Raw genomic sequence first — 22,911 nt, 5'->3', positions numbered from 1 at the left:
CACGGTCCTCAGGGGACGCGAAAGGATCCGGAAAATGAATCCAAGCCAGAAAGAACCGGCCACTTCCCCACCCGCCAATTGGCATGCCCGACAAGGTGAGGAAACGTTAAAGGCCCTCAACAGCACCACGCAAGGCTTGAGCATTGCGGCCGCCGCCGAACGGCTGGAACAGTATGGCCCCAACGTGCTGGCGCCAGCCAAGGTCGATGGACCGCTGACGCTGATCTGGCGCCAGATCAATAATCCCATTTCCTGGTTGCTGATCGGGGCCGGCGTGATCGCGGTGTTACTGCGAAAATACACCGACTCCGGTGTCGTATTCGGCGCGGTGGTCATCAACGCGATTATCGGGTTTATCCAGGAGCATCGGGCAGGGAAAGCCATTGCGGCCCTCTCGGCCATGGTTCCCGAGAATGCCACCGTCCTGCGTGATGAACGCCTGAATGCCCTGCCTGCCGCAGACCTGGTACCAGGAGATATTGTGCAACTGACTGGCGGCGACCGGGTCCCCGCCGACCTGCGGCTCCTGCAGGTTAAAAACCTGCGCGTCGATGAATCGGCCCTCACGGGTGAATCCGTGCCGACCCTCAAAGATCACCAACCGGTCGCGGTGGAGGCGGTTTTAGGGGATCGTTTATGCATGGCCTACGGCGGCACCGTCGTCACCCAGGGCACCGCCACCGGCGTGGTGGTGGCCACAGGCAGCCAGACGGAACTGGGTCACATCAATACCCTGCTCAACCAGACCCCCCAACTGGAAACCCCGTTGACCCAGCAACTCGCCCAGGTCACCAAATGGATCACCATTGCCGTACTGGGTCTGTCCGTGATTTTATTCGGCTACGGGGTCCTCGTGAAGCACGCGAAACTCGACGAAGCCCTGCTGACAGCGATTACCCTGGCGGTTGCCGCCATTCCGGAAGGCCTGCCCGCCATCATCACCATCGCCCTGGCGATCGGAGTCCGCCGCATGGCGTCCCGGCGGGCGGTGGTCCGCCACTTGCCTGCGGTGGAAACACTCGGCTCCACCAGCGTCATTTGTTCCGACAAAACGGGAACGCTGACCCGCAACGAAATGACAGTCCAAGCGCTGTGGTGCGACGAGAAGGAATACCGGCTCTCGGGAGTCGGCTATATCCCCACCGGATCGCTGGAATGCAACGGGCAAACCATCACGGACCTCCCCGCCCCCCTGCGCGAACTCCTGCTATCGGGCGTGTTGTGCAACGATTCCGAGCTCCGGCAGGAGGAGGATCAATGGACCATCACCGGCGATCCCACCGAGGCCGCGCTGGTCGTGGCAGGCCAGAAGGTGGACCTGCAAGCCAATACCCTGCGCCAACGCCATGCCCGCGTGGATGTCCTGCCCTTCGAGTCTGAAACCAAGTACATGGCCACACTGAACCGGGGTGAGGGCATTAACGCGGTGTATCTGAAGGGGGCACCGGAGATGGTGGTGGCGCGTTGCGGCCTTTCCGAAGCGGCCCTCCAAAAACTCAAGGCCGCCCAGCACGCGCTGGCGGAACAGGGCATGCGGGTACTGGCCTTCGCCGCACGGACCCCCGCCCCGGAGATGACCGAACTGACCCCGGAGTGGGCCGCCTCGGGCTTTACCATGCTGGGTCTGATGGGCATGATTGACCCCCCGCGGCAGGAGGCCATCGACGCCATTGCCATCTGCCACCGGGCCGGCATCACGGTCAAAATGATCACAGGCGATCATCATGTCACTGCGACCGCGATCGGCCACGAACTGGGTATTTTGAAACCCGCCGACCAAGCCATGCGCGGCGTGGAACTGGATTCCCTCACGGAGGAGGAACTCATCGCCACCGCACGACGCTGTCATGTCTTTGCCCGCGTGGCGCCGGAGCATAAACTTAAACTGGTAAGGGCGTTGCAAGCCGATGGGAATGTGGTGGCCATGACCGGCGACGGCGTGAATGACGCCCCCGCCCTCAAACGCGCCGATATCGGCATCGCCATGGGCATCACCGGCACGGCCGTCGCCAAAGACGCCTCCAAGGTAGTGCTGGCCGATGACAACTTCGCCTCCATTGCCGCGGCCGTCGAGGAAGGCCGGCGCGTGTATGACAACCTGGTCAAGGCCCTTGCCTTTATTCTGCCCACCAACCTGAGCCTGGCGTTAACCCTGGCCAGCGCCATGTTCTTTTTCCCGACGGTGATAGTGATGAGCCTGGGCACCGAGCTGCTCCTCCCGATGGCCCCCAGTCAGATCCTGTGGATTAACCTGGTCGCCAGCGTAGCCCTGTCGGCCCCGATCGCCTTCGAGGTTCTGGAGCCCTCCGCTATGCGTCGAAAACCGCGTCCGAAAGGGACCCCGATCTTTTCCCGCTTTATCTTTTTCAGAACGGCCCTGGTGGCGATCGTCATGGCGGCCGGAACCTGCGCCCTCTTCCTTGGGGAGTATATCCTGCGCGTAGGCGGGTTGGGCGGAGTGATCGAGGCCTCCCGGCATGCCCAGGCGCTGGCCGAAGCCCAGACCATGGCGGTCACGGCCATGACGCTCTTCCAGATCTTCTACCTCCTGCATTGCCGCAGCCTGAGGGACCATCTGGGGAGCCTGGGTTGGTTCAGCAATCCCGCGATCTGGATCGGAATCGGAATCCTGCTCCTCCTGCAGGGGGCCTTTACCTATCTGCCGTTCATGCAGTTGCTGTTCCACACGACCGCCCTGGACCTCTGGGCCTGGGCCCGGGCGGCACTGGTGGCCGCCGTGATCCTGCCGGTGATCAGTCTGGAGAAGTGGATCCTCAACCGGCGGAATTAGCGGTTTTGACAAAGTGGTTTTGACAGAGCAAAACCCTCCATGAACACAAACGGGAAGTCGGCGCCGGGGAGTTGGCTTGCATGAAACCGGCATCCGGTGTATTTTGGGCATCAATTCAGTAAAAAAAGGGCTTACCATGGAACGTTTATTTGGAACCGATGGCATCAGGGGGCAGGCCAATCACTACCCGGTGACGCCGGAAGTGGCCATGCAGATCGGCAAAGCGCTGGGCCATACGCTGGGGGCCTCCGGGCATGGTTCCTGCAAGGCCGTCATTGGCAAGGATACCCGGCTCTCCGGGTATATGCTGGAAACCGCCCTGACAAGCGGCCTGGTGGCCATGGGCGTGGATGTCATGCTCGTGGGCCCGGTGCCCACCCCCGCCGTGGCCCATCTGACCCGCTCGATGGCCGCGGATGTCGGTCTCATGCTGACGGCCTCCCACAACCCCTTTGACGACAACGGGATCAAGATTTTCGGCAATGATGGCTTTAAAATCTCCGACACCATGGAAGCCGACATTACCAACCACATCGCTTCCGGTGAGTTAAGCTGCGAGCATATCCGCAGTGACCAGATGGGCAAGGCCTACCGTATCGACGACGCCCGGGGGCGTTATATTGAATTTGCCAAAAGCACCATTAAAAACGAGAACTTTGATGATCTCAAGGTGGTGGTGGATTGCGCTAATGGGGCCGCCTATTATATCGCTCCACTGATCCTGAAGGAACTCGGGGCGAAGGTCACCAAAACATTCGTTGAACCGGATGGCTACAACATCAACAATCTCTGCGGGGCCTTGCACCCCGAGGTCGTGGCCCAGACGGTGCTTAACACCCATTCCGATATCGGGATTGCGTTTGATGGCGATGCGGACCGCGTGATCTTCTGTGATGCCCATGGCAATGTCGTGGATGGCGACCGGATCCTGGCCATGTGCGCCCTGGATTTCAAGGCCCGCGGCCTGCTGAGCAACAATACGCTGGTGACCACCACCATGAGCAACATGGGTCTGCATGAAGCCATGAAAAACGCCGGCATTCAGCTGGATATCACCGATGTGGGAGACCGTCTGGTGATCGACCGCATGCGCAAGACCGGGGCGAATGTCGGGGGCGAGAAAAGCGGGCATGTGATCCTGATGGACTATGCCACCACCGGCGACGGCATCATCACCGCCCTTCAGGTTCTGCGGCTCATGCGACGCCAGGGGGCCACCCTCGCGCAACTGGCCGAATGCATGAAGGAATACCCCCAGCAACTGGTGAGCATCAAGGTCAAGCAACGCAAACCGATTGAGTCGATTCCCAATCTGGTCGAAGCGATGGAGGCCTGCCGCTGCGATCTAGGAGATGGCGGACGCCTGATCGTGCGATACTCCGGCACGGAACCCAAGCTCCGGATTCTGATTGAAGCACGCGAAGCCGAGCAGGTGACGCGTTGGATGGAATCGTTGAGTGCCGTGGTACGGAAGGAATTGACGTTATGAAAGCTGTGATCCTGGACGCCGACAGCCCTGAAACCTGTTTCCCGCTGACCTCAACCCGGCCCCTCGCCGCCTGCCGCGTCGGGAACCGACTTCTGGGGGAGTTGCAACAGGAGCTTCTCAAGGATGCCGGTTACAACACCTCCAGCGGGGCTGATGACCGCACTCTTTTCATACGGGGCGATACCTGGTTTTCAAAACCTGTCCTCGCCGCCCTGCTGCAGGCCGAGGGCACGGTGGCCGTCCGCAATGCCCGCGGCATCATTCTCGCCTGGACCAGCGAGTCGGCCAACGCCGTCCTGAAGGCACCCTCCCTGCCGATCGACCCGAACACCTTTCTGGTCGCGTATCCGTGGGACCTTTTGCGGATCAATGAAATCGTTCTGCAGACCCTGGTCGATTACCGCCTCAAGGGCGAAGCGGTGCCTCAGGGCCCCATTATGGCCGCCCTCACCCTGAACAATGGCGCCCGGGTGTCACCTGGCGTTCATAATGACGGCACCCTGCTCCTGGGTGAAGGGACCCAACTGCTGCCGGGCGTGTATATCGACGGCACGGTCGTCATTGGAAAAAACTGCAAGATCGGGCCGAACTGCTATCTCCGCGGCAACACCAGCATCGGGGATGGCTGTCATATCGGACAGGCGGTGGAAATCAAAAACTCCATCATCATGAACCGCACCAGCATCGGCCATTTGAGTTACTGCGGGGATTCCATTATCGGCGAAGCCGTGAATTTCGGTGCAGGGACCATCACCTCAAACTTCCGGCACGACGGCCTCACTCATAAATCCATGATTGAGGGACGTATTGTGGATACCAAACGACGCAAATTCGGTTGCGTCATGGGGGATCGCGTTCATACGGGGATTCACACCAGCATTTACCCCGGCCGCAAATTGTGGCCGGATATGTCCACCCTCCCGGGGGCGGTCATCAGTAAAGACGTTTTAAATTAAGCAATTGCGAGGTAAACATGTGCGGTATTGTCGGTTATGTGGGAAATAAAGGTGCGATTGATGTCCTGATCAATGGCTTGAAGCGGCTTGAATATCGTGGCTATGATTCTGCCGGCGTGGCGCTGATCGCGGAAAATGCCATTCACCTCCGGAAAGATAAAGGCAAAGTCCAGAATCTGGAGAACGCCGTACATACACAGTGGACCGATGCCTTTCTCAAGACCGCCCACACGGGCATTTCACACACCCGTTGGGCCACCCACGGCAGCCCGACAGCGGAGAACGCGCATCCCCATACCGATCAAACCGGCCGGCTGGCACTGGTCCATAACGGGATCATCGAAAATTATCTGGCCCTGCGCAATCAGTTGACCGCCAAGGGGCATACCTTCAAGTCGGAAACCGACAGCGAAGTGCTGAGCCATCTGATTGGCGAGTTATACCGGGGCAATTTATTTGACGCCGTGTGCGCCGCCCTGAAACATGTCGAGGGGACCTACGGCATTGCCGTGATTTCAGCCGATACCCCCGGTGAGATCGTGGTGGCCCGCAAGGGCAGTCCCCTGGTCATCGGTGTCGGCGAGGGAGAAACCATTGTGGCCAGCGATGTAGCCGCCATCATCGCCTATACGCGGCAAGTCATCTATCTGGATGACAACGATGTGGCCATTGTCCGGGCGTCGGGGGTTGAAATCCGGAACATCCACAATGTCCCGGTCTCCCGCGAAATCGCCAAAATCGACTGGGATGCCGGCACCGCTGAAAAAGGCGGGTTTGAGCATTTCATGCTCAAGGAAATCCATGAACAACCCGACTCCATCAACAACAGCATCCGGGGCCGGCTGGATGACACAATGGCGACCGCCATCTTGTCCGGACTGGCGCTGACGCCGCGCGAACTCTCCAGCATTGAGCGGGTGGTGATTGTGGCGTGCGGGACCTCCCTGAACGCCGGCATGGTGGGCAAATATTACTTTGAGGAATTGGCGGACCTGCCCACGGATGTGGAACAGGCGGCCGAATACCGCTACCGCAATCCCATCATCCGTCCGCATGACCTGGTGATCGCCATCAGCCAATCCGGCGAGACGGCCGATACGTTGGCCGCGGTGCGCGAAGCGAAACAAAAGGGAGCCCTGGTCGTGGGGCTCTGCAATGTGGTAGGGTCCACCATCGCCCGCGAAACCGGACGGGGTGTCTACCTGCATGCGGGGCCCGAAATCAGCGTGGCCTCCACCAAGGCGTTCACCTGCCAGTTGAGCGTGTTATTGATGCTGGCCCTTAAGATCGGGCGCTGCCGCCGGTTGTCACGCCAGCAGGGGCTCGAAATCTGTGCCGATATCCATCAGATTCCCGAATTGATCAAGTCTGTTCTGGCGCGGAACAATGAAGTAATTGCCGTCGCCGAGCGCTATGCGCAAGCCAGAGACTTCTTTTTCCTGGGCCGCGGTTGCCTCTATCCTGTCGCCATGGAAGGCGCCCTGAAGCTCAAGGAGATCAGCTATATCCATGCCGAGGGCTATCATGCGGCGGAACTCAAGCATGGCCCCATCGCCCTGCTGGACAAGTCGGTGCCCGTTATGGCATTGCTGAATGATATTGCCGGCCGGGAAAAGATGATCAGCAATGTTCAGGAGTGCCGGGCGCGACATGCCCCCGTGATCGGGATTGTCACGGAGGGTAGTTCCGACTCCGCTCCAGTCGATGCCATGATTCACATTCCGAAATGCTCGCATCTGACCGCGCCGATTGTCACGGTGGTTGCACTCCAGTTATTTGCCTACCACATGGCCCGAATCCGCAACTGTCCCATTGATCAGCCCCGGAATCTGGCCAAAAGCGTCACCGTTGAATAACGGTTAATTCTATTCCGGACAAACTTGGCACAGCCGTATTGTTTACGTCCGAGAATCAGATTTTCAAGTGGAGCGGGAGATGGGGATCGAACCCACGACGTTCAGCTTGGGAAGCTGACATTCTACCACTGAATTACTCCCGCACTCAGAAAAACTGGAGAGACTGTATTCACCTAGGTCTGGTTTGTCCAGAATAGAATTAAACTGCTAATAAATCGCATTTTAAGGGAATGAGCACATTTTTATTCCAAGGCATTGAATATGGAGATTGATTCCACGACCCCGCTGAAGGCGGGGCAAGCGTTCAGCCTTGTCCCCCCTTCAGCGCATATGCGTCAACCTAAGACCTTGTTTTTTTCTAATCATCCGAGGGGCCTGTTTTTTAGATCGCGACAAGATCAACGTGTTCTCGTCTTCGACTACCGGATCGTTAGCGAGATACATAGGGACTAATGTCCCCTGCTCCATCTGCTTTATATTGATGGCCGTCACATAAATACCCAGTTCAGCGCCAAACAACAGGTCTTCCTCGATTTCGTGCTATCCCACTACGTATCAGTAGGCGTAGAGGAGCTGGACCAGGATAAACTGACGCCCTTGTTGCGACTCAAGTATCACGATTCGATAGCCGACGCCGTTCACGACCTTGGCGATCCGGATAACATCAAAGCCGTCTTTGCTGGATTCCAGAAGTACCTTTATCAGCAGGCGACGACGGCATAGGGAATAAGGCGATACAGAAACCCCGTGTGTACGTGCGAGCGTGGGTCTTTCTCGATGGCGACCGGTGGCGGCCGACGTCCCTGGCGGCCGATTAAGCGAAGCGCTATGGGCGAATCGTTCGCCGGGGACGGCGAACGCCACCGGTGCTTCGCGCGGAATTTCACGGGACAGTTTACGCCAACTTCCAGAATGTCCAGAGACACACAATCTATCCTCCACTGGGTGACGGCGGGAATAGCAGGCGTAAGGGCCGTCTCTATGTCAACGCCGATTCCCGCTTGAGCTTCCCGCAACCCCTGCCAGAATTCCGGCGGGATGTCAGCATTCTGCACCGGCAAATATTCCTCTGGCGGAACAAGTACGGCAATGACACGGCCGTCCTGTTCGATCATTACGGCCTCATGATCTGCCCGCATGTGGCGCAAGGCGTTATCGAGGGTAGGTTCCAAGCCCAAAAAAACCGAAGCGCTTCGGTTTTTTCCAACGACCCTGGCGACTCGCGTTGAGGAACAAGTGATATTCTGCTAGTAATTGGTGAGAACGTCAAGGCAACGAGGATCGAGGAAGGTTATATACCGTGAAGACTGAGTGGTTCGAAGGATTGTTCAGGCGAACAACGGAGCACCACCTATAACCAAGCGATAGAGATCTTCAAAAAAGGAACGCCATGAATAAGGGACCTGTCATGCGCCCCTCCCAGGGATGGAAATCGGGCTGCGCCGCGTTTATTATCCTCGGTATTTTCGGCAGTATGCTCTCAACGGCCGTCTGTGCCGAGTCGTTCATCGTCAAGGACGGGAAGACTCAGGCGGAGATCGTCGTCTCCGAACATCCGCCGCGCGCGGTGAAACTGGCCGCGACGGAGCTGCAGACGTATATCGAGAAAATCAGCGGGGCCAGACTGGCGATCACCAATGCGCCGGGCACCGGAATCCCCGTCAAGATCTATGTTGGAAGAAGCGCTTATACCGACGCATTGAAATTAAGCGATGAAGGGCTCAAATACGGTGCCTTCAAGATGGTGTCCGGGGACAACTGGCTGGCACTTCTGGGGTATGACAAAGATTTCAAGGCGCCTCCGACCTATATCCGCAATAAGAATTCACGCCCATTCTATTACGAGGAATGGGACGCGCTGACTGGGGGGAAGTGGACTAACCCGATCGGCTGGCCCGGCAGCGCCTACAATCAAGCCCTCGATATATGGGATTTTGATGAGCGGGGGTCGTTGAATGCCGTCTATGAGTTTTTACGTATGCAGGGGGTGCGCTGGTACATGGCCGGCGACCTCGGTGAAATCGTTCCTGCCAGCAAGTCCATTGCGTTCGACCAAATGAACAAGGTCGTTCGTCCGGATTTTGCGTACCGTAACTGCGGCTTCTACTCCCCTACCTTCGCGTCCGGCTCGAAAGAGGCCGTGCTCTGGCGGCTGCGGATCGGGCTCGGACAGGCGCCCGATCTCGTGGGGATTGGCGATATTGTTCATGGACTTGTGCACGTTCATATCCGAGACAAGTCCCACCCCGAGGAGTTTGCCCTGATTAACGGCAAGCGGGAGATGCTGGAGCCGTTTGGCTGGGGGACTCCCTGCTTTTCCTCGGAAAAATTCATCGACGACACCGTGCGATTCTGCCGCGCCTATTTCAAGATATACCCCGATGAGCCGGGAATCTCGATCATGCCGGGCGACTCCCTGAGCAACATCTGCCAATGCGACTTGTGCAAGGGCAAGGGCTCGCCAGAACGTGGATTCCAAGGAATATTGTCCGACTACGTATGGGAGTTCGTCAATCGGGTGGCCACGGAATTGTACAAGACCAATCCGGACAAGACCGTGCGCTGCGAGGCTTATGGCCTCTATTGGCTGCCTCCAACGAAGATCGACAAGTTCAGTCCCAACGTGGTGGCAGGATTCTTCAATGGACGACAGGGATTCACCGATCCGGACTTCCGCGCCCATGTGTTAAATAACCGCAAGGCCTGGTTGGACAAGGTGGCGCCGGGCAATTTCTGCACCTCCGAGTTCCTGCTGTCCAGCCGCCCGACCATCCCTACCGCCGGCATGCCGGTATATCTGCCGCATATCATTGCGGAGGACTTGCACTCGCTGAAGGGGCAATCGTACGGCGAATACACGGAAGGGACCTATGGCTTCGACTCCGGCGGCAAGGACATGCATGCGCCCGGATTCAACCACCTGAATATCTACGTAACGGCGCGGTATTACTGGGATGCCGGTCAGGATATTGACGCACTCCTGAACGAGTATTGCGAGAAGTTCTACGGCCCTGCCGCCAAGGAGATGAAGACGTTCATCGAGTTCTCCGAAACGAACTGGCCGCTCATGCAGTCGCAAGCAGCCCCCATTGACACGGCGTTTGAACTGCTCGCTGCCGCCCGCAAGGCGGCCGGAGACACGGTGTACGGCAAGCGGATCGACCTGATGGTCGCGTTCGTTGAACCGATGAAGAAGCTACGCGATAAACTGGCCGCGGGCCGGAAGGGCCCCCGGGCGGAAGCCGTTGAGCGCCAGAATTTGGATTTCAAGTTGGACGGAAAACTCGACAAGCCGTTCTGGAAGGATGTGCCGGAATATGAACTCAAGGAAATCGTCTCAAGCCAGCCGGCCGCGTCCAGAACCACGTTCAAAATGGTATGGAGCGACATGGCGTTGATTGTCGGCATCCGCTGTGACGAAGCGGATATGAAAGGGCTGAACATTGCCGCCACACAATCCAAGGATGATTTGAACCTGATGACCGGGGATGACGTCGAATTGCTGCTGGAAACGCAGTCGCACTCCTATTATCAGCTCGCCATCAATCCTGCCGGTGCGCTGGTGGACATTGACCGGATCAAGAGACTCGACACGCTCTGGTCTTCCGAGGCCGAGGTCGCCACGTATGTCGGCGATACGTTCTGGAGCGTGGAAGTGCGTATTCCTGTCAGTGATAACGACGCGGGCGGCGCCGATCCCCTGAAAAAGGTGGAAGGAAAGAAACCGACAGCAAAGGCCCCCTGGCATTTCAACCTCTGCCGCATGCGGATAAGGGGTGGCAAGGAAGTGGAGGACGCTGCTTTTTCACCGACAGGAACAAAGGGTTTCTGCGAACCTTGGAAATTCGGAGAGCTGATTGTCAAGTAATACCACCGTCTGGTGGTAAGCCCCTAGGCGTGTACCTCAGCGTGAAGGAAATGACGAAAGGGTCAGGAGTGTCCATGAACATCAGATTGTTAGCGGTGGCAGGAATGATGGGGGTGACGGGCGTTTCAGCAGGTTCCGCCGCAGATCTCGTGCTGGCCGAGGGCGGGAAGACCGAGTACCAGATTGTGGTTCCGGATAGTTTGCTGAGCCCGGTAATCAGTAATTGCCTCGAGAAAACGGCGCGGTTGGTCCAGACGGCCTTTAAAGCGAATGGCGCCGATTTGCCCGTGGTTCCCGAGTCAGGACGCGATCCGGGCAGGCCGGGAATTTATCTCGGCAATACTGCGTTCGCCCGGACCAACGGCATCGAGGCCGCTCGATTCAAAGACTGGGCTTACGCCTGCAAAGCAGTCGGGAGAGACGTCATCGTGGCGGGGCGTGATAAGGCGCCCACCATCAACGACGCCGGCGCCCCCGGCCAGAGGCTGATGCCCATACTGGGCACCGCCAAGGCTGCGGCTGATTTCCTGAGACAGTACGCCGGAACGCGCTTCTTGTATCCGGCAACGAGGCCGTGGTCCGCCCCCCTTTCCGACGTCAATCTGTTGGACTCCCCCTGTTTCGAGTTCCTCAAGACCTGGCGAATCGCGATTCCCGCAGACCTGGACGTCAGGAAGGAACCTTTTCTTGCATTCAACACGGGCGAGCCGAAGGAGGGATTCTATGAAGTGGCGAACAATCTCTTTCCCGTCTGCGACCGGATGCCGCTCGCCCACACCTATGAACTGGCCATACCGCTGAGCAAATACTGCACGACGCATCCGGAATATTTCGCATTGATCAATGGCAAGCGGATCGGGAACACGAATGATTGGTCGACCGCGCAATATTGCATCTCCAACCCTGAAGTCCAGGAGCTAATCTACCAGTGGGCGGCTCAGTCCTTCAGCAAAGGATACCAGTCGCTCTTTATTATGCAAACAGACGGATTCCGGCCTTGTCAGTGCGAAAAATGCAGGGATCTATATGGCACCGGCAATGACTGGGGCGAGAAGCTTTGGATATTCCATCGGGATCTGGCTGAACGGCTACACCATTCGTACCCGGACCGGCAAGTCATGCTCGAGCCCTATAGCGTCACGGGAACCTTGCCAAAGACGTTCAAATCGTTTCCGTCAAACGTGGTGATTTCCACCTGCATGTCGACCCCTGAATCTTTTGCCCGGCTGAACGAATACAAGGGAATCGGCGGGTTCCTTGTGGATTTGCAATACTGGGGGGGGTATCACCTGGCCAACGGGTATGTCACGCCGACCCGCACCCCTCGTTTTGTAGAGACGCAAGCCAGGATGTTCTCCCAACAGCACGTGATTGGCGCCTGCCGGGACGGCGTCAGTGAGGTGTACGGGCTGGAGGGACCGGTCTACTACGTGTTCGGACGGCTATACGACGATCCGGCGACGAACAACGCGAAGGAGTTGATGAGTGAATTCTGCGGGGCCGCGTTCGGCGGGGCCGCCGAGCCCATGGAACAATTCTATACCGACCTCTATCATGGCATCGAGTCTTACGCGAGCGTTCTGGGTATCGGGTGTCCTTCCTGGGTCTATAAGGATATCAAGGGTCAAAGCAGGAAGTATTTGATGGATTCCTTCCAAATCATTAGTTTTCTTTACACGCCGGACCTGCTGGCGACACTGGAAGCGGAGCTGGTGCAAGCTGAGCGACTGGCGGATACCAGGAAGGTCAAATGCCGACTGGCGCTCGTGCGCCTGGAATTCGATTACCTCAAGAGCCTTGCGACGGTCGTGCATCTGTCTGACGCCTACCGGATGCAGCCCACCCGCGCCCTGCGTGACGTGTTGCTCGATGCGATAGACTCGAGGAATGCCCTGATCGCCTCGTACTACAGCACCAATAATCCCGCCGAAACAAAACCGATTACCGGCTGGCCGGAGATGCGGCCATTTGGCGGTCTTTCACTCGATCATGTCACACTCAAGCGTGATATGTACCTGTCCAAATACAAAGACACGCCTTTGAACTGGGATACACGGGAGATGCGGAACGCTGCTTTGCCTGGCACGAAAAGCATGGTCGTGAAAAGCGCCGTCGGGCCGATCTTACTGAATTCGGCGGTATGGGCAAAGTCAACCGCCCAGGATCTGCGCCGCATGCCGGGTACGAAAGAGCCCTTGACGCGCAAGACCGTCCTGCGGGCGCTTTTTGACTCAGACAGTCTCTATTTGCGCTTTGAATGCGAACTGCCGGACCGCAAGGTGGATAAACAGGAATTGCTGGATCTCGTGATCGCCCCGCTGGGTACTCGCGAGAAATTCTATCATTTCACCGTGGGGCCACTACCCGAGTCGAAATACGATGCGGCCAACGGATTCATCGTAGACGGCATAGACCCACGCTATGGGAAGGATGACCCCGATTGGAGCGGTGACTGGACGTCCACCAATGCCCTTGATTCAGCGACCAATCGCTGGCTGGCGCTGCTGCGGATTCCCTTCAGGACACTGGGGGTCGAGCCGCCCGAGCGGGGCAAAGTCTGGCTGGGCAATTTTGGGCGCGTGCATCATGACGGCTCGACCTCCGTCGAGCGCTCCATCTGGTCGGCCCAGGTGGACACGAAAGAAGTAACGGCTCGCGACGGGCTCGGGGAAATCATATTTCAGGGCAGAGACCGCCAAGTGGGGCTCCAGCTAATGAATTTCCCCCAGGATTTCGCGCTGGCGATGAGACTGTACGAAACCGGGGAAATCGATGATGCGCAGGACGCCTTCCTGAAATTAACCAACACAGCGCCCACCCCCCAGAAGACGGCCGAATGCCTACGCTATGCGGCCTACAGCCTCAACTGGCAGAAGCAGTATGACGAGGCCATCCTTCTGGCAAAGACGATTGAGCTTAAGCCCGTTTCCCTGCACTGCCGCATGCAAATGATGCTGGCGAGACAAAACCCGAAGGAATTGGTTGGCATGCTGAAGGATGAAGATATCAGTCAATGGCCGGATCCCCTGGCGGGCGAGGGATTCTATCAGCGTGGCTGCGCGTACCGTGACTTGGGCAACCTTCAGGCAGCGGTGGACGATTTGAGCAGAGCCGTGGGGCGTCCAAACCCGTTGTCTATGGTTGCCGCACAATGCCTCGGGGAGGTCTACGAGAAACTCAAGGACGATGCGAAGGCCTTGGAATTTTATGAAAAAGTCCTCGCCAAAGATAATTTGAAAGGCGGCCCCTATCATACAAGTTCGGGGATGGCCATGTGCCGGATACTTCTGCGGCAGGGCCACTATGCTGAGGCTCTGGCCGCCTTGGCGAAGGTGAACGATACCGGTATGGGAAAGATGCGTATTCTGGAAGCTTATGGCGACGTTTACCGGGCGCAGGGCAAGGACGTTGACGCCCTGGCCAAATATAACGAAGCTGCGGCGGTCTCCGGCCTACCACAGAAGTGCAGGGATGCACTGAACCAGAAGATTTCCCTCATCACAACCAAATAGGGGCCCGGTTCTCATGATTTGATTGTGACACGGGAAAATGCGCCGAATCATTTTCTAAGAATCAGCACCTCCTCCCTGTCGAGATCAGGGCACCTGAAATTGGTGATTTTGTGCAGGTATTTGGTGAGACCGTGAAGGAAATAAACGAGCAGGGACTTATAATCAATAAATACTAAGGATAAGAACTGTTTCCAGAAAGTTCAGCAGGCAACCTATTTATGGATACGTATGACGTTTTTAAGAAGAAAATTGATGAATGCCCCGCCATTGCCATTTTGCGAGGGGTAAAACCTGCAGAAATTGAAGGGCTTCATGATGCCCTTGAAAACGGCGGGTTCACTCTGGCCGAAGTACCTCTGAATTCTCCAGAGGCGCTAGAGAGCATCCGCCTGCTGTCTGCAAAATATGACCAAGGGGGCCGTATTTTGATTGGAGCGGGCACCGTCTTATCGGAAGCCGATGTGGTCAATGCCGCCGCCGCTGGGGCTCGGTATATGATCTCTCCGGACTCGAATCCCCTAGTTATCCGGAAAACGAAAGCCCTTGGATTGGTCTCGATCCCTGGATTTATGACTCCTACGGAGGGCTTTTCAGCCATTCAGGCTGGTGCGGATTATCTTAAGTGCTTTCCCTGCGGGAGATTAGGCTCGGGATATATTAAAGACCTGAAAGCGGTCATCAATGCCCCGATTTTGGCCGTCGGAGGCGTCAATGCCTCGAATTTATCAGAGTATTTACGTGTTGCTGACGGGGTAGGGATTGGCTCTGATCTTTATAAACCTGGCAAGTCACTTTCCGAAATCAATCTTGCGGTTCAGGAACTTGTCAAGGCTTTGGCCGCACATAAGCGGTTGAGGCCATGCGGAATCTAACAAACAATAGCCCTTCCATTGAGAGGTAACCGATCTTTATGAATACAGTAAATCTTCCTGTTAAAGCGGGAGTGTCTGCGGGAAATGTTGAAGATTTAGCGATGCAGCCGGTGCCGATCAAGTTCTGCCCAGGACCTGAATACGCTGAAAGAAACCGAAAGTGGCAGGGGGTTCCCGGAATTGAGCGTGCCGCGAATGGACGCCTCTGGGCAACCTGGTTTTCCGGCGGATGTAATGAAGACGAGTTCAATTATGCTGTGCTTGTAACCAGCGCTGATGACGGACTCACATGGTCTGAACCCACCTTGGTGATTGATCCGCCTGGCATCATTCGCGCTTTTGATTCTGTGCTTTGGCATGATCCGCTAGGGAGAATGTGGTTGTTTTGGGCGCAGTGCGCCCATTACGGCAAGACATTTGATGGGCGTGGAGGGGTGTGGTTCATTCGATGCGAAAATTCCGGGTCACCGTCCCCGGAATGGTCAACTCCCCGCCGCATTGCCAATGGCGTGATGAAGAACCGACCAACGGTCCTTTCTACCGGGGAATGGCTTTTCCCCTGCGCCATTTGGACCCATAACCGCCCCTATTTTCACTCCTTACCTGAGGAAGAGTATTCGAATGTCGTGTGCAGCCGTGATCAGGGGAAAACGTTCGAGCTTTTGGGTTCAGCCGACGTGCCGAATCGTGACTGTGATGAACATATCATTGTCGAAAAGAATGATGGGACATTGTGGATGCTGGTACGCGTCAAGGACGGCATCGGTGAGGCTTTCTCGCATGACCGTGGACGGACTTGGCTAGCCTCTCCTCACGCGGTTCTGCCGGGCCCCTGCTCCCGCTTCCATATCCGCCGATTGCGCTCGGGTCGATTGCTATTGATCAACCACGTTAATTTCACCAAGCGAAGTCATCTAACGGCACTGCTGTCGGATGATGAGGGTCTATCATGGCCTTACCAGCTTCTCCTTGATGAACGAACCAATGTCAGTTATCCCGACGCCGTGGAAACGCCGGAAGGCAGGCTCCTTATGATTTATGACCGCAATCGCCTCGGGGAGAGTGAAATCCTGCTCCAGTCTTTCACGGAGGAGGATATATTACGCAATCACAGACCGGGATATGTCGACAGGGGGCCAACGATCATCAGCCAGAAACATCGTGTCACTCTCGGACTTGAGCAGGCGCCTTTGGATAATGACCAGTTTATTGACCACCTGATAAACGTGAGACGGGAAAAACAAGGTGAGAGCGGGGTGTCGATTCGCGCTGAGGACAGCCATGGAGAGCTGCTCATTCTTCCCTTCCGGTTCGAAGGGGACTCCCTATATCTTGACTATTCCACATCACCGACAGGTTGTATCCGTGTAGAGTTACATGATTTCTTCGGAATTCCCATAAAGGGGTTCACTTTGGATGATTGTATTGAGCTTAAGGGGGACAGGGGAGAACGCATGGTCAAATGGAAGCACGGGAGTAATGTCGGCGCTTTTGCCGGGAAACTCATCCGCATGAATTTCGCCATGAGTCATGCCACTTTATACAGCTTCCGCTTTGGACGGTCGTGAACCCTATGTTTGGAGTCTATGAAAATGATTGATGCGCATAATCATCCCGATTGGCTTGGGCAATAAGGAACCGGTAAGTGATGGGTTAACAAACCTTCACAGAATATAGGAAAAGGAAATGATGACAAAGAAAACGATCGTATTTGCGGTAACGGCTTTAATGGCAGGCATGGCCATCTCCAATTCCGAGGACGAAGGGCTCTACCATTACAAGAAGATCAGAGAGGGAGCGACTTGGAGCACCCTCTCCATCAACACAAAGGGGTCCGAACCTGAAGCGGCGAATCTACCTCTTGTCCTGCTCATCGGAGACTCGATTACTGCACGGTATACTACGGAGGTCAGGACCGCGCTCAAGGGCAAGGCGTATGTCTCCATGTTAGCCACATCCCTGGCCGTGGGAGATCCCGCCCTACTTGACGAGCTCAAACTGGTGCTCCGGATGAACACCTATTCGGTCATCCACTTCAACTTCGGCCTTCATGGAGACATGAGCACCTACCGGGAAGGGTTTGCGGATATGCTCAGCACGATCCAGCGCTACGCCCCCAAATCCAAGCTCATCTGGGCTACCACCACGCCCTGCGCCAAGAAGGGTGACAAGCCCGATGAAAACGTGATCGAACGGAACAAGATCGCCGCAGAGCATATTACCAAGGCGGGTATCGCCGTAGACGATCTGTATACGCTGGTCGCAAACTATCCCGGCAAGTTGTGGGATGAAAGCGGCGTTCATTACAAGGAGAAGGGAACCGCGCTCCAGTCAAAGCAGGTGGCCGAAATCATCGTCCCCTTATTGCCACCGTCACCTGCGGCATCCGTGCCCTCCGCGAAGCCGTAAACGTCTTGAGCGGATATGGGCTGCGCCGAAAGCCACTTAAAGTGCCGCAAGCCAGCCCCCATCCACATAAATGGTTTGCCCTGTAATAAAACCCGAGGCGCTCGACGACAGGAATATGGCCGCACCCATGAGTTCCTCGGGCTCACCCCAGCGGCCGGCTGGGGTTCTGGTACACACCCAGTGATCAAACTCCTTGTTTGCCTTGAGTGTGCGGTTGAGATCCGTCGCAAAATAGCCGGGCCCAATGGCATTAACTTGAATATTATGCTTCGCGAATTCAACAGCCATCGCCTTAGTGAGCATTTTAAGCCCTCCTTTGCTGGCGGTATACGGGGAGATTGAAGGCCGGGCCCCTTCGCTTAACAGGGACGTAATATTAATGATCTTGCCTGCTTTCCGGGCAATCATCTTTTTGCCCACCGCCTTACTGACGATAAACGGCGATTTAAGATTCAGTTCCACGACATTCCACCAAGCCGTCGTGTCGAAGTCCTCAAACGCCCCGCGGGCGATCATTCCGGCATTGTTGATCAGGACGTCAATCGGGCCGATCCCGGATTCGATTTTATCAATCGCGGGAACCACCTGGGCTTCATCCGTGACATCAAACGGGCACATGTGCGCTTTGATATTTTTGCCGATGAGTTTCTGATAGGCGGCCTTTAGCTTTTCCTCACTGCGTCCATTCAGGAGGATTTCAGCGCCCGCCAGGCCCAGCCCCTCGGCAAACGCAAACCCCAACCCCTGTGACGACCCCGTGATGAGAATGCGTTTATTTTCAACGTTGAACAAATTCATTCCGTCATTTCCTTTCATTCATCAAGAAATCTTGAACAACACTTTCATCACGGTGTTCCCACTTTTGGCGGCATCAAACGCGGCCTCGGCTTCATCCAGAGAAAACGGCCGTGAGAGGATCTTTGAGAAATCGATTGCGTTCGAGGCGGCAATCTCAATGGCACGCGTGAAATCGAACATTTCATACACCCGAACCGTGGTGATGGTCAGTTCCTTGAAATTGCAGCGCAACATATTCATCATCAGCGGTTCTTTGGGATGGCTCACGGCACAGATCGTGCCGCGGACCCGGCACAAATCGGGTGAAAGCATGGCCGTCGCCGAAATGCCCACCACTTCGAACACCACATCCGCGCCCCATCCGCCCGTGGCTTTTTTGACTTCTTCAACCGGGTCTTGCGTGTTGAGGTCGATGGTTTCCAGTCCGTACTGCCGGGCGAGATCCAGCCGGAATGCCTGTTTGTCACTGATCAATACCCGTGACGCCCCGGCCATACGGGCCATAAGCGCCGTGAGAATGCCGATTGGACCGGCACCTTGGACACAGACCCGGTCACCCACTTTGATGTTGGATCGCCGCACGGAATGAACCGCAACGGCGATCGGCTCAATGAGGGCCGCCACGTCAAGTGAAATGGTATCCGGCAGCTTGAAAACGCGCGCCGCGTCCACCGCGACATATTCGGCAAACAGTCCGGGCTTATCAATGCCATAGAGCCCCAGGGTGTGACAGATGTGCTGCAATCCGGTTTTACAGGCATAGCAGTGACCGCATGAAAGGAGCGGTTCCACCACCACCCGGTCGCCGACGTTCAGCTCTGTTTTGGCCGACGGCCCGATGGCCGCCACTTCCGCAGATCCTTCGTGCCCCATGATCAACGGCGGGACCACACGGGGATGCTTTCCCGCCAAAATATGAATATCGCTACCGCAAATCGACGCATAATGGTTCTTCAGAAGTATCTGTTCCGGCCCAACAACAGGCACGGGCACCTCTTGCACTTCCAGCTTATCCTTACCCACATATATTATCGCCTTCATCTATTTCCTCATCCCTTTCCTGTTTATTGTAAACCTGAATCATTTAGCCGATCCATCCCCGACTTTTAACCATTTCCCGAACATGGTCCCGAGGAAGAATTGAATACCGCGTGTCTTCCCGAATTATTTCGCATCTTCGGCCTGAACAAGCACCCTGCGCCAAATGCCACCATTGGCAATAGAGTTATGAACCCGGACGACCAGTGTGTTGACCTTGCCGTACTCCAGGTCCTGAGGCGGAACTTCAGCGGCAAAAGGTTCCTCGCAGAGTTCAGCGATCCCCTTCCCTTCGGACTTCTCACTATGTTCTTTCACCAAGCGCCCGTTGACATACACCCAAGCTTGTTCATCGACAGCGCCGAACAATAGCCGAAGCCGTCGCCCCTTCCACTCTGCTGGCAATACAAAGGTAGTCCGGCACCAGCCATAACCCTGATAGTTACCAACCGCCTCGGTCTCAGCCCAATAAGCCGGAACCGCAACCGTAACCCAATCTGCCGTCTCAATCCCGGGGGCATACCATCCCTCCCGTCCTCCCTGATCACCGGGATCCGCCCGAAACAGCCATGACCCTAATGAAATCGTCGGCGAATTCGTGATTCCTTTCCATTCAGCGGGGATATCCCCATGAATGGCACTGTACTCGTCACGCGATACATTTAAGGGGTGCTTCGCCACTCGCATCGAGGCTTCCGCCTCGAAACTAATCTCGCCGAACACCGTCCGGTCATCCATGTCTTTTGTATTACCAAGAGCCGACCAGAGGGAACGCTCAACCTTGCCTGACCCACCAACATGTGTCCGCCCGAAATTCCCACGCCAGAGAGTCCCGTTAGCAGGGACCAAAACCCCCAATGACTTGAATGGCACCTTGACCAGTCCCAGCCAACGGTTTTTCTCCGGCTCAAGTCTCGTTTCATACGACCAGGCACCACTCCAGTCAGGATCGAACTGACCGTAGCGCGGATCCATCACATCGGCGATAAATCCGCTCGCCGCATCCACCTTGGAATCAGCTCGCGGCCCGACGGTGAACCGGTAGCCAATGTCCCGTCCAGAGGATGGTGCCAGGTAAATAGAGAACAACTCCGCCTCCGCAGGCTTCGCCATCAGGACAGCAGGCAAATCACATTCCAACCGGAAATACACACTGGTGCTGTCGTACAACACGCGAACCACGGTTCGCTGGTTCGGACGGGTATCCCTAGGAAGTCCTTCCAAAACCTGCGGCAAGGCGCCATCCCATTCCGCTGAATCCAATGAGACCACCCCTGTAGCCGGCTTAACACCAACCCGACTGACACCCGATAGCGGGGCCCTGCGCATCGCTTTGGTATCCCAGTTCAAGCACGTATTCTTAAATGGCTCCTGATACCCATCATTATATAGCCGCAAATGGTTAGCATTGTGGCCAGGTAGTGGGAAAAGAGTAATGGCCCACCCGGGCAATGCCTTAGGCCCTTTGGATTCGAAAAGCGAAGCGATTTCGGCGTTGCGGGCATCAATCGCATCCAGTAAACGGTCACGTAAGGCCTGATCCGGCAGGATTTCGTACGCGTGATAGAGATGGATGACGCGTGCCAGACTTTTGACATAATTGAACTCCCGACGCACGAGCGACAGCCGGGCCTTCACCTTATCCGTTTCCGCCGTCTTTTCGGCCTGGCTAAGCTCCTTCTCCAATGCCGCCAATAAGGTCGGCGTGTAGATAAACCCCAGGAACTGGAAGGGATCCGTGAGGAATTTCCGGCTCCGCCCGTAAATATCGGTATACGACCACGCAGGACATCGGGTTCCCAGGAATTCCGAGTACAACTCAATCCCGTGATAGAGCTGATCATAGAAGCGCAACATGGGCCCGGACGCCTTTCCAAATGCCCCACTGCAGAATTCACTCACAAGCTCCTGGGCCCGGTTATGATCCACATCGTCAAACATTCTGCCCATTGTATAATAGACTGGCCCTTCCAGCCCGAACAGACAGCCAATGCCATCGCGATAGATCGATTGGATATGATACGCGACAAAGCGCTTTGCCTGGGCTTCAACATAGTGAGGGGTACGCATCGGGGTATAACGGGTGCCAAGATTCGGGGTAGAATTGTAAATGTACGCTACGAATCCTGCGGGAACCGTGTAGTCACGCCAAACCTGCAGATTTTCCTCATTGGTGCCGCTCACCGCTAACCCCGTGTTTTTCGGGAATTTCCTGAAGGTTTTCGGAGGCTTGTCAGTGAGACTATAGGCCATCAGAATAACTTTCTTTCCGGGCCTCGCCTTAGCCACCTGCTCTGCCATAGTGCGGTGAAATATCCACAATTTCTCCCCCCAATCACTACCGGTACCGAACAGTTTTAGACAGTTATCACACTGGCAGGGCCGGAATCCATCCGGCTGTCCAAGATCGACGGCTTCATATCCAGCATCAAGCCAGGAGATCAAATCCTCGAATATGAGCTTCTGCACCTCAGGATTGGAGATGCAGTATTGCGCCATGCCATCAGGATCTACCAGCCGCTTGCCTCCGAGCAAAGCGAAATACTCCGGATGAGTGTCACGGTACGTCTCAAGCGGAATGGCCCTCCCGTAGGTATGCCCCCCCCACACCTCATCCACAACCGGATACCGACTGGTCGCCAGATCGTAGAAGCCGGCACTGGATCCCCAAGCCAGGTTGTAGGTAAGGGGAATTGACTTCCGGACATCCAGGTCGGACGGAACCCTGACAACAGCGGTGGTCAGAAACTCAACGGCAGGCGACTTCAACCAGTCCACGGAAGCATCATCCTTGATCTCACCTCGCCCGGACACGTCGGGGTACAGGAAGCGAGTCCCGACATAGAGACGAAGGAAATCAAGAGCAGCCTTTGCTGTACCAATCCGGTCAAAGGTTGGGGCCGTGGGATTTACTTTCTTTCGCCCTACCGCCACTTGCTCGCGCCCTGCGACGATAACGTCACGACCAACCACCTTGTGCACATAGCTCCAGCCGACAAGTTCCGATGCACGAACCCCGTGGCTACGCGCAAAGGCCGTGTCGCCCAGGTAGATCGACGGCTTCAGGGCATCACGAGCGGATTCCCCCACCACACGCACATCAGCCCCATTGGCCTTGAAGGCCGCCTGGACGAGACGGGCGACCTGCTTGAGACTCTCGCCAATGTCAGGACTAAGCGGAACATCCGGCAGGACAACCTGATAGTCGGTACGTCCCTTCTCTGCCAGAACCAGATCAGCCGCATCCGTCTTACCGAAGTTTGCGAGTACCATACCGACCGCGACAAAATAACGAATGTTCACAAGGAGCTCCTTCCGCTTA

General features: G+C 56.2%; 13 protein-coding genes, 1 tRNA gene and 1 pseudogene. 10 read left to right on the top strand and 5 right to left on the bottom strand.

Translation table 11 applies throughout. The features are described 5' to 3' along the window. Positions 1–34: 34 nt before the first annotated feature. The 4 genes from WCS52_04420 (at position 35) to glmS (ending at position 7,092) form a co-directional block, all read left to right on the top strand. The gene (locus tag WCS52_04420; GenBank protein ID MEI6166416.1) at positions 35–2,791 is read left to right on the top strand and encodes an HAD-IC family P-type ATPase; all 2,757 of its coding nucleotides are present in this window, start codon (positions 35–37) and stop codon (positions 2,789–2,791) included. Positions 2,792–2,927: 136 nt separating this feature from the next. After that, positions 2,928–4,280 (top strand): phosphoglucosamine mutase, encoded by a 1,353-nt coding sequence (glmM, locus tag WCS52_04415; protein MEI6166415.1) that lies wholly within the window; start codon positions 2,928–2,930, stop codon positions 4,278–4,280. Then, positions 4,277–5,236 (top strand): hypothetical protein, encoded by a 960-nt coding sequence (locus WCS52_04410; GenBank protein MEI6166414.1) that lies wholly within the window; start codon positions 4,277–4,279, stop codon positions 5,234–5,236. Before glmM ends, WCS52_04410 begins: the two co-directional genes overlap by 4 nt. Positions 5,237–5,253: 17 nt before the next feature. Beyond that, entirely contained in the window at positions 5,254–7,092 is a 1,839-nt protein-coding gene (gene glmS, locus WCS52_04405) for a glutamine--fructose-6-phosphate transaminase (isomerizing) (GenBank protein MEI6166413.1), read from the top strand. A gap of 68 nt (positions 7,093–7,160) precedes the next feature. Here the strand turns inward: glmS and WCS52_04400 are convergent. After that, positions 7,161–7,235 (bottom strand) — tRNA-Gly (locus WCS52_04400). A 355-nt stretch (positions 7,236–7,590) separates the two neighbouring features. On the opposite strand from WCS52_04400, the pseudogene WCS52_04395 reads away from it, so the two are divergent. After that, positions 7,591–7,815 (top strand): annotated as a pseudogene (locus WCS52_04395) (type I restriction-modification enzyme R subunit C-terminal domain-containing protein). On the opposite strand, the gene WCS52_04390 reads toward WCS52_04395, so the two are convergent. Then, complete coding sequence (locus tag WCS52_04390) at positions 7,794–8,207, bottom strand: hypothetical protein (GenBank protein MEI6166412.1); 414 nt, start codon at positions 8,205–8,207, stop codon at positions 7,794–7,796. The pseudogene WCS52_04395 and the gene WCS52_04390 sit on opposite strands and share 22 nt — an antisense overlap. 275 nt (positions 8,208–8,482) lie before the next feature. Here WCS52_04390 and WCS52_04385 point away from each other — a divergent pair, with 275 nt between their 5' ends. From WCS52_04385 to WCS52_04365, 5 genes are all read left to right on the top strand, one after another. After that, positions 8,483–10,960 carry a DUF4838 domain-containing protein gene (locus WCS52_04385; GenBank protein ID MEI6166411.1) on the top strand — a complete coding sequence of 826 codons (2,478 nt, stop codon included), beginning with the start codon at positions 8,483–8,485 and terminating at the stop codon, positions 10,958–10,960. 74 nt (positions 10,961–11,034) lie between these two features. Further along, positions 11,035–14,472, top strand: a complete 3,438-nt coding sequence (locus tag WCS52_04380) for a DUF4838 domain-containing protein (protein ID MEI6166410.1) — start codon at positions 11,035–11,037, stop codon at positions 14,470–14,472. Positions 14,473–14,690: 218 nt separating this feature from the next. Beyond that, positions 14,691–15,344, top strand: coding sequence for a 2-dehydro-3-deoxy-6-phosphogalactonate aldolase (locus WCS52_04375; GenBank protein ID MEI6166409.1), 654 nt, complete (start codon positions 14,691–14,693; stop codon positions 15,342–15,344). A gap of 38 nt (positions 15,345–15,382) precedes the next feature. Then, positions 15,383–16,912 (top strand): sialidase family protein, encoded by a 1,530-nt coding sequence (locus WCS52_04370; GenBank protein MEI6166408.1) that lies wholly within the window; start codon positions 15,383–15,385, stop codon positions 16,910–16,912. 118 nt (positions 16,913–17,030) lie between these two features. Then, complete coding sequence (locus tag WCS52_04365; protein ID MEI6166407.1) at positions 17,031–17,753, top strand: SGNH/GDSL hydrolase family protein; 723 nt, start codon at positions 17,031–17,033, stop codon at positions 17,751–17,753. 36 nt (positions 17,754–17,789) lie between these two features. Here WCS52_04365 and WCS52_04360 read toward each other — a convergent pair whose 3' ends face one another. From WCS52_04360 to WCS52_04350, 3 genes are all read right to left on the bottom strand, one after another. Then, positions 17,790–18,551 carry an SDR family oxidoreductase gene (locus WCS52_04360; protein MEI6166406.1) on the bottom strand — a complete coding sequence of 254 codons (762 nt, stop codon included), beginning with the start codon at positions 18,549–18,551 and terminating at the stop codon, positions 17,790–17,792. Positions 18,552–18,572: 21 nt separating this feature from the next. Continuing rightward, positions 18,573–19,592 (bottom strand): alcohol dehydrogenase catalytic domain-containing protein, encoded by a 1,020-nt coding sequence (locus tag WCS52_04355; GenBank protein ID MEI6166405.1) that lies wholly within the window; start codon positions 19,590–19,592, stop codon positions 18,573–18,575. A 123-nt stretch (positions 19,593–19,715) separates the two neighbouring features. Continuing rightward, positions 19,716–22,892, bottom strand: coding sequence for a DUF4838 domain-containing protein (locus tag WCS52_04350; GenBank protein ID MEI6166404.1), 3,177 nt, complete (start codon positions 22,890–22,892; stop codon positions 19,716–19,718). Positions 22,893–22,911 lie beyond the last annotated feature (19 nt).

It is taken from the genome of bacterium, from assembly GCA_037128595.1.
Classification (GTDB): Bacteria; Verrucomicrobiota; Kiritimatiellia; order CAIKKV01; family CAITUY01; genus JAABPW01.
The sequence above is the reverse complement of the archived record's forward strand: the minus strand, read 5'-3'. Positions and strand labels throughout refer to the sequence as shown.

Bases quoted from the DNA above. Each gene is read 5' to 3' on its own strand.
- WCS52_04360 (MEI6166406.1), bottom strand. From the start codon at position 18,551: ATGAATTTGTTCAACGTTGAAAATAAACGCATTCTCATCACGGGGTCG.
- WCS52_04370 (MEI6166408.1), top strand. From the start codon at position 15,383: ATGAATACAGTAAATCTTCCTGTTAAAGCGGGAGTGTCTGCGGGAAAT.
- glmM (MEI6166415.1), top strand. From the start codon at position 2,928: ATGGAACGTTTATTTGGAACCGATGGCATCAGGGGGCAGGCCAATCAC.
- WCS52_04365 (MEI6166407.1), top strand. From the start codon at position 17,031: ATGATGACAAAGAAAACGATCGTATTTGCGGTAACGGCTTTAATGGCA.
- WCS52_04355 (MEI6166405.1), bottom strand. From the start codon at position 19,592: ATGAAGGCGATAATATATGTGGGTAAGGATAAGCTGGAAGTGCAAGAG.
- WCS52_04375 (MEI6166409.1), top strand. From the start codon at position 14,691: ATGGATACGTATGACGTTTTTAAGAAGAAAATTGATGAATGCCCCGCC.
- WCS52_04390 (MEI6166412.1), bottom strand. From the start codon at position 8,207: ATGATCGAACAGGACGGCCGTGTCATTGCCGTACTTGTTCCGCCAGAG.
- WCS52_04410 (MEI6166414.1), top strand. From the start codon at position 4,277: ATGAAAGCTGTGATCCTGGACGCCGACAGCCCTGAAACCTGTTTCCCG.
- WCS52_04385 (MEI6166411.1), top strand. From the start codon at position 8,483: ATGAATAAGGGACCTGTCATGCGCCCCTCCCAGGGATGGAAATCGGGC.
- WCS52_04380 (MEI6166410.1), top strand. From the start codon at position 11,035: ATGAACATCAGATTGTTAGCGGTGGCAGGAATGATGGGGGTGACGGGC.
- glmS (MEI6166413.1), top strand. From the start codon at position 5,254: ATGTGCGGTATTGTCGGTTATGTGGGAAATAAAGGTGCGATTGATGTC.
- WCS52_04420 (MEI6166416.1), top strand. From the start codon at position 35: ATGAATCCAAGCCAGAAAGAACCGGCCACTTCCCCACCCGCCAATTGG.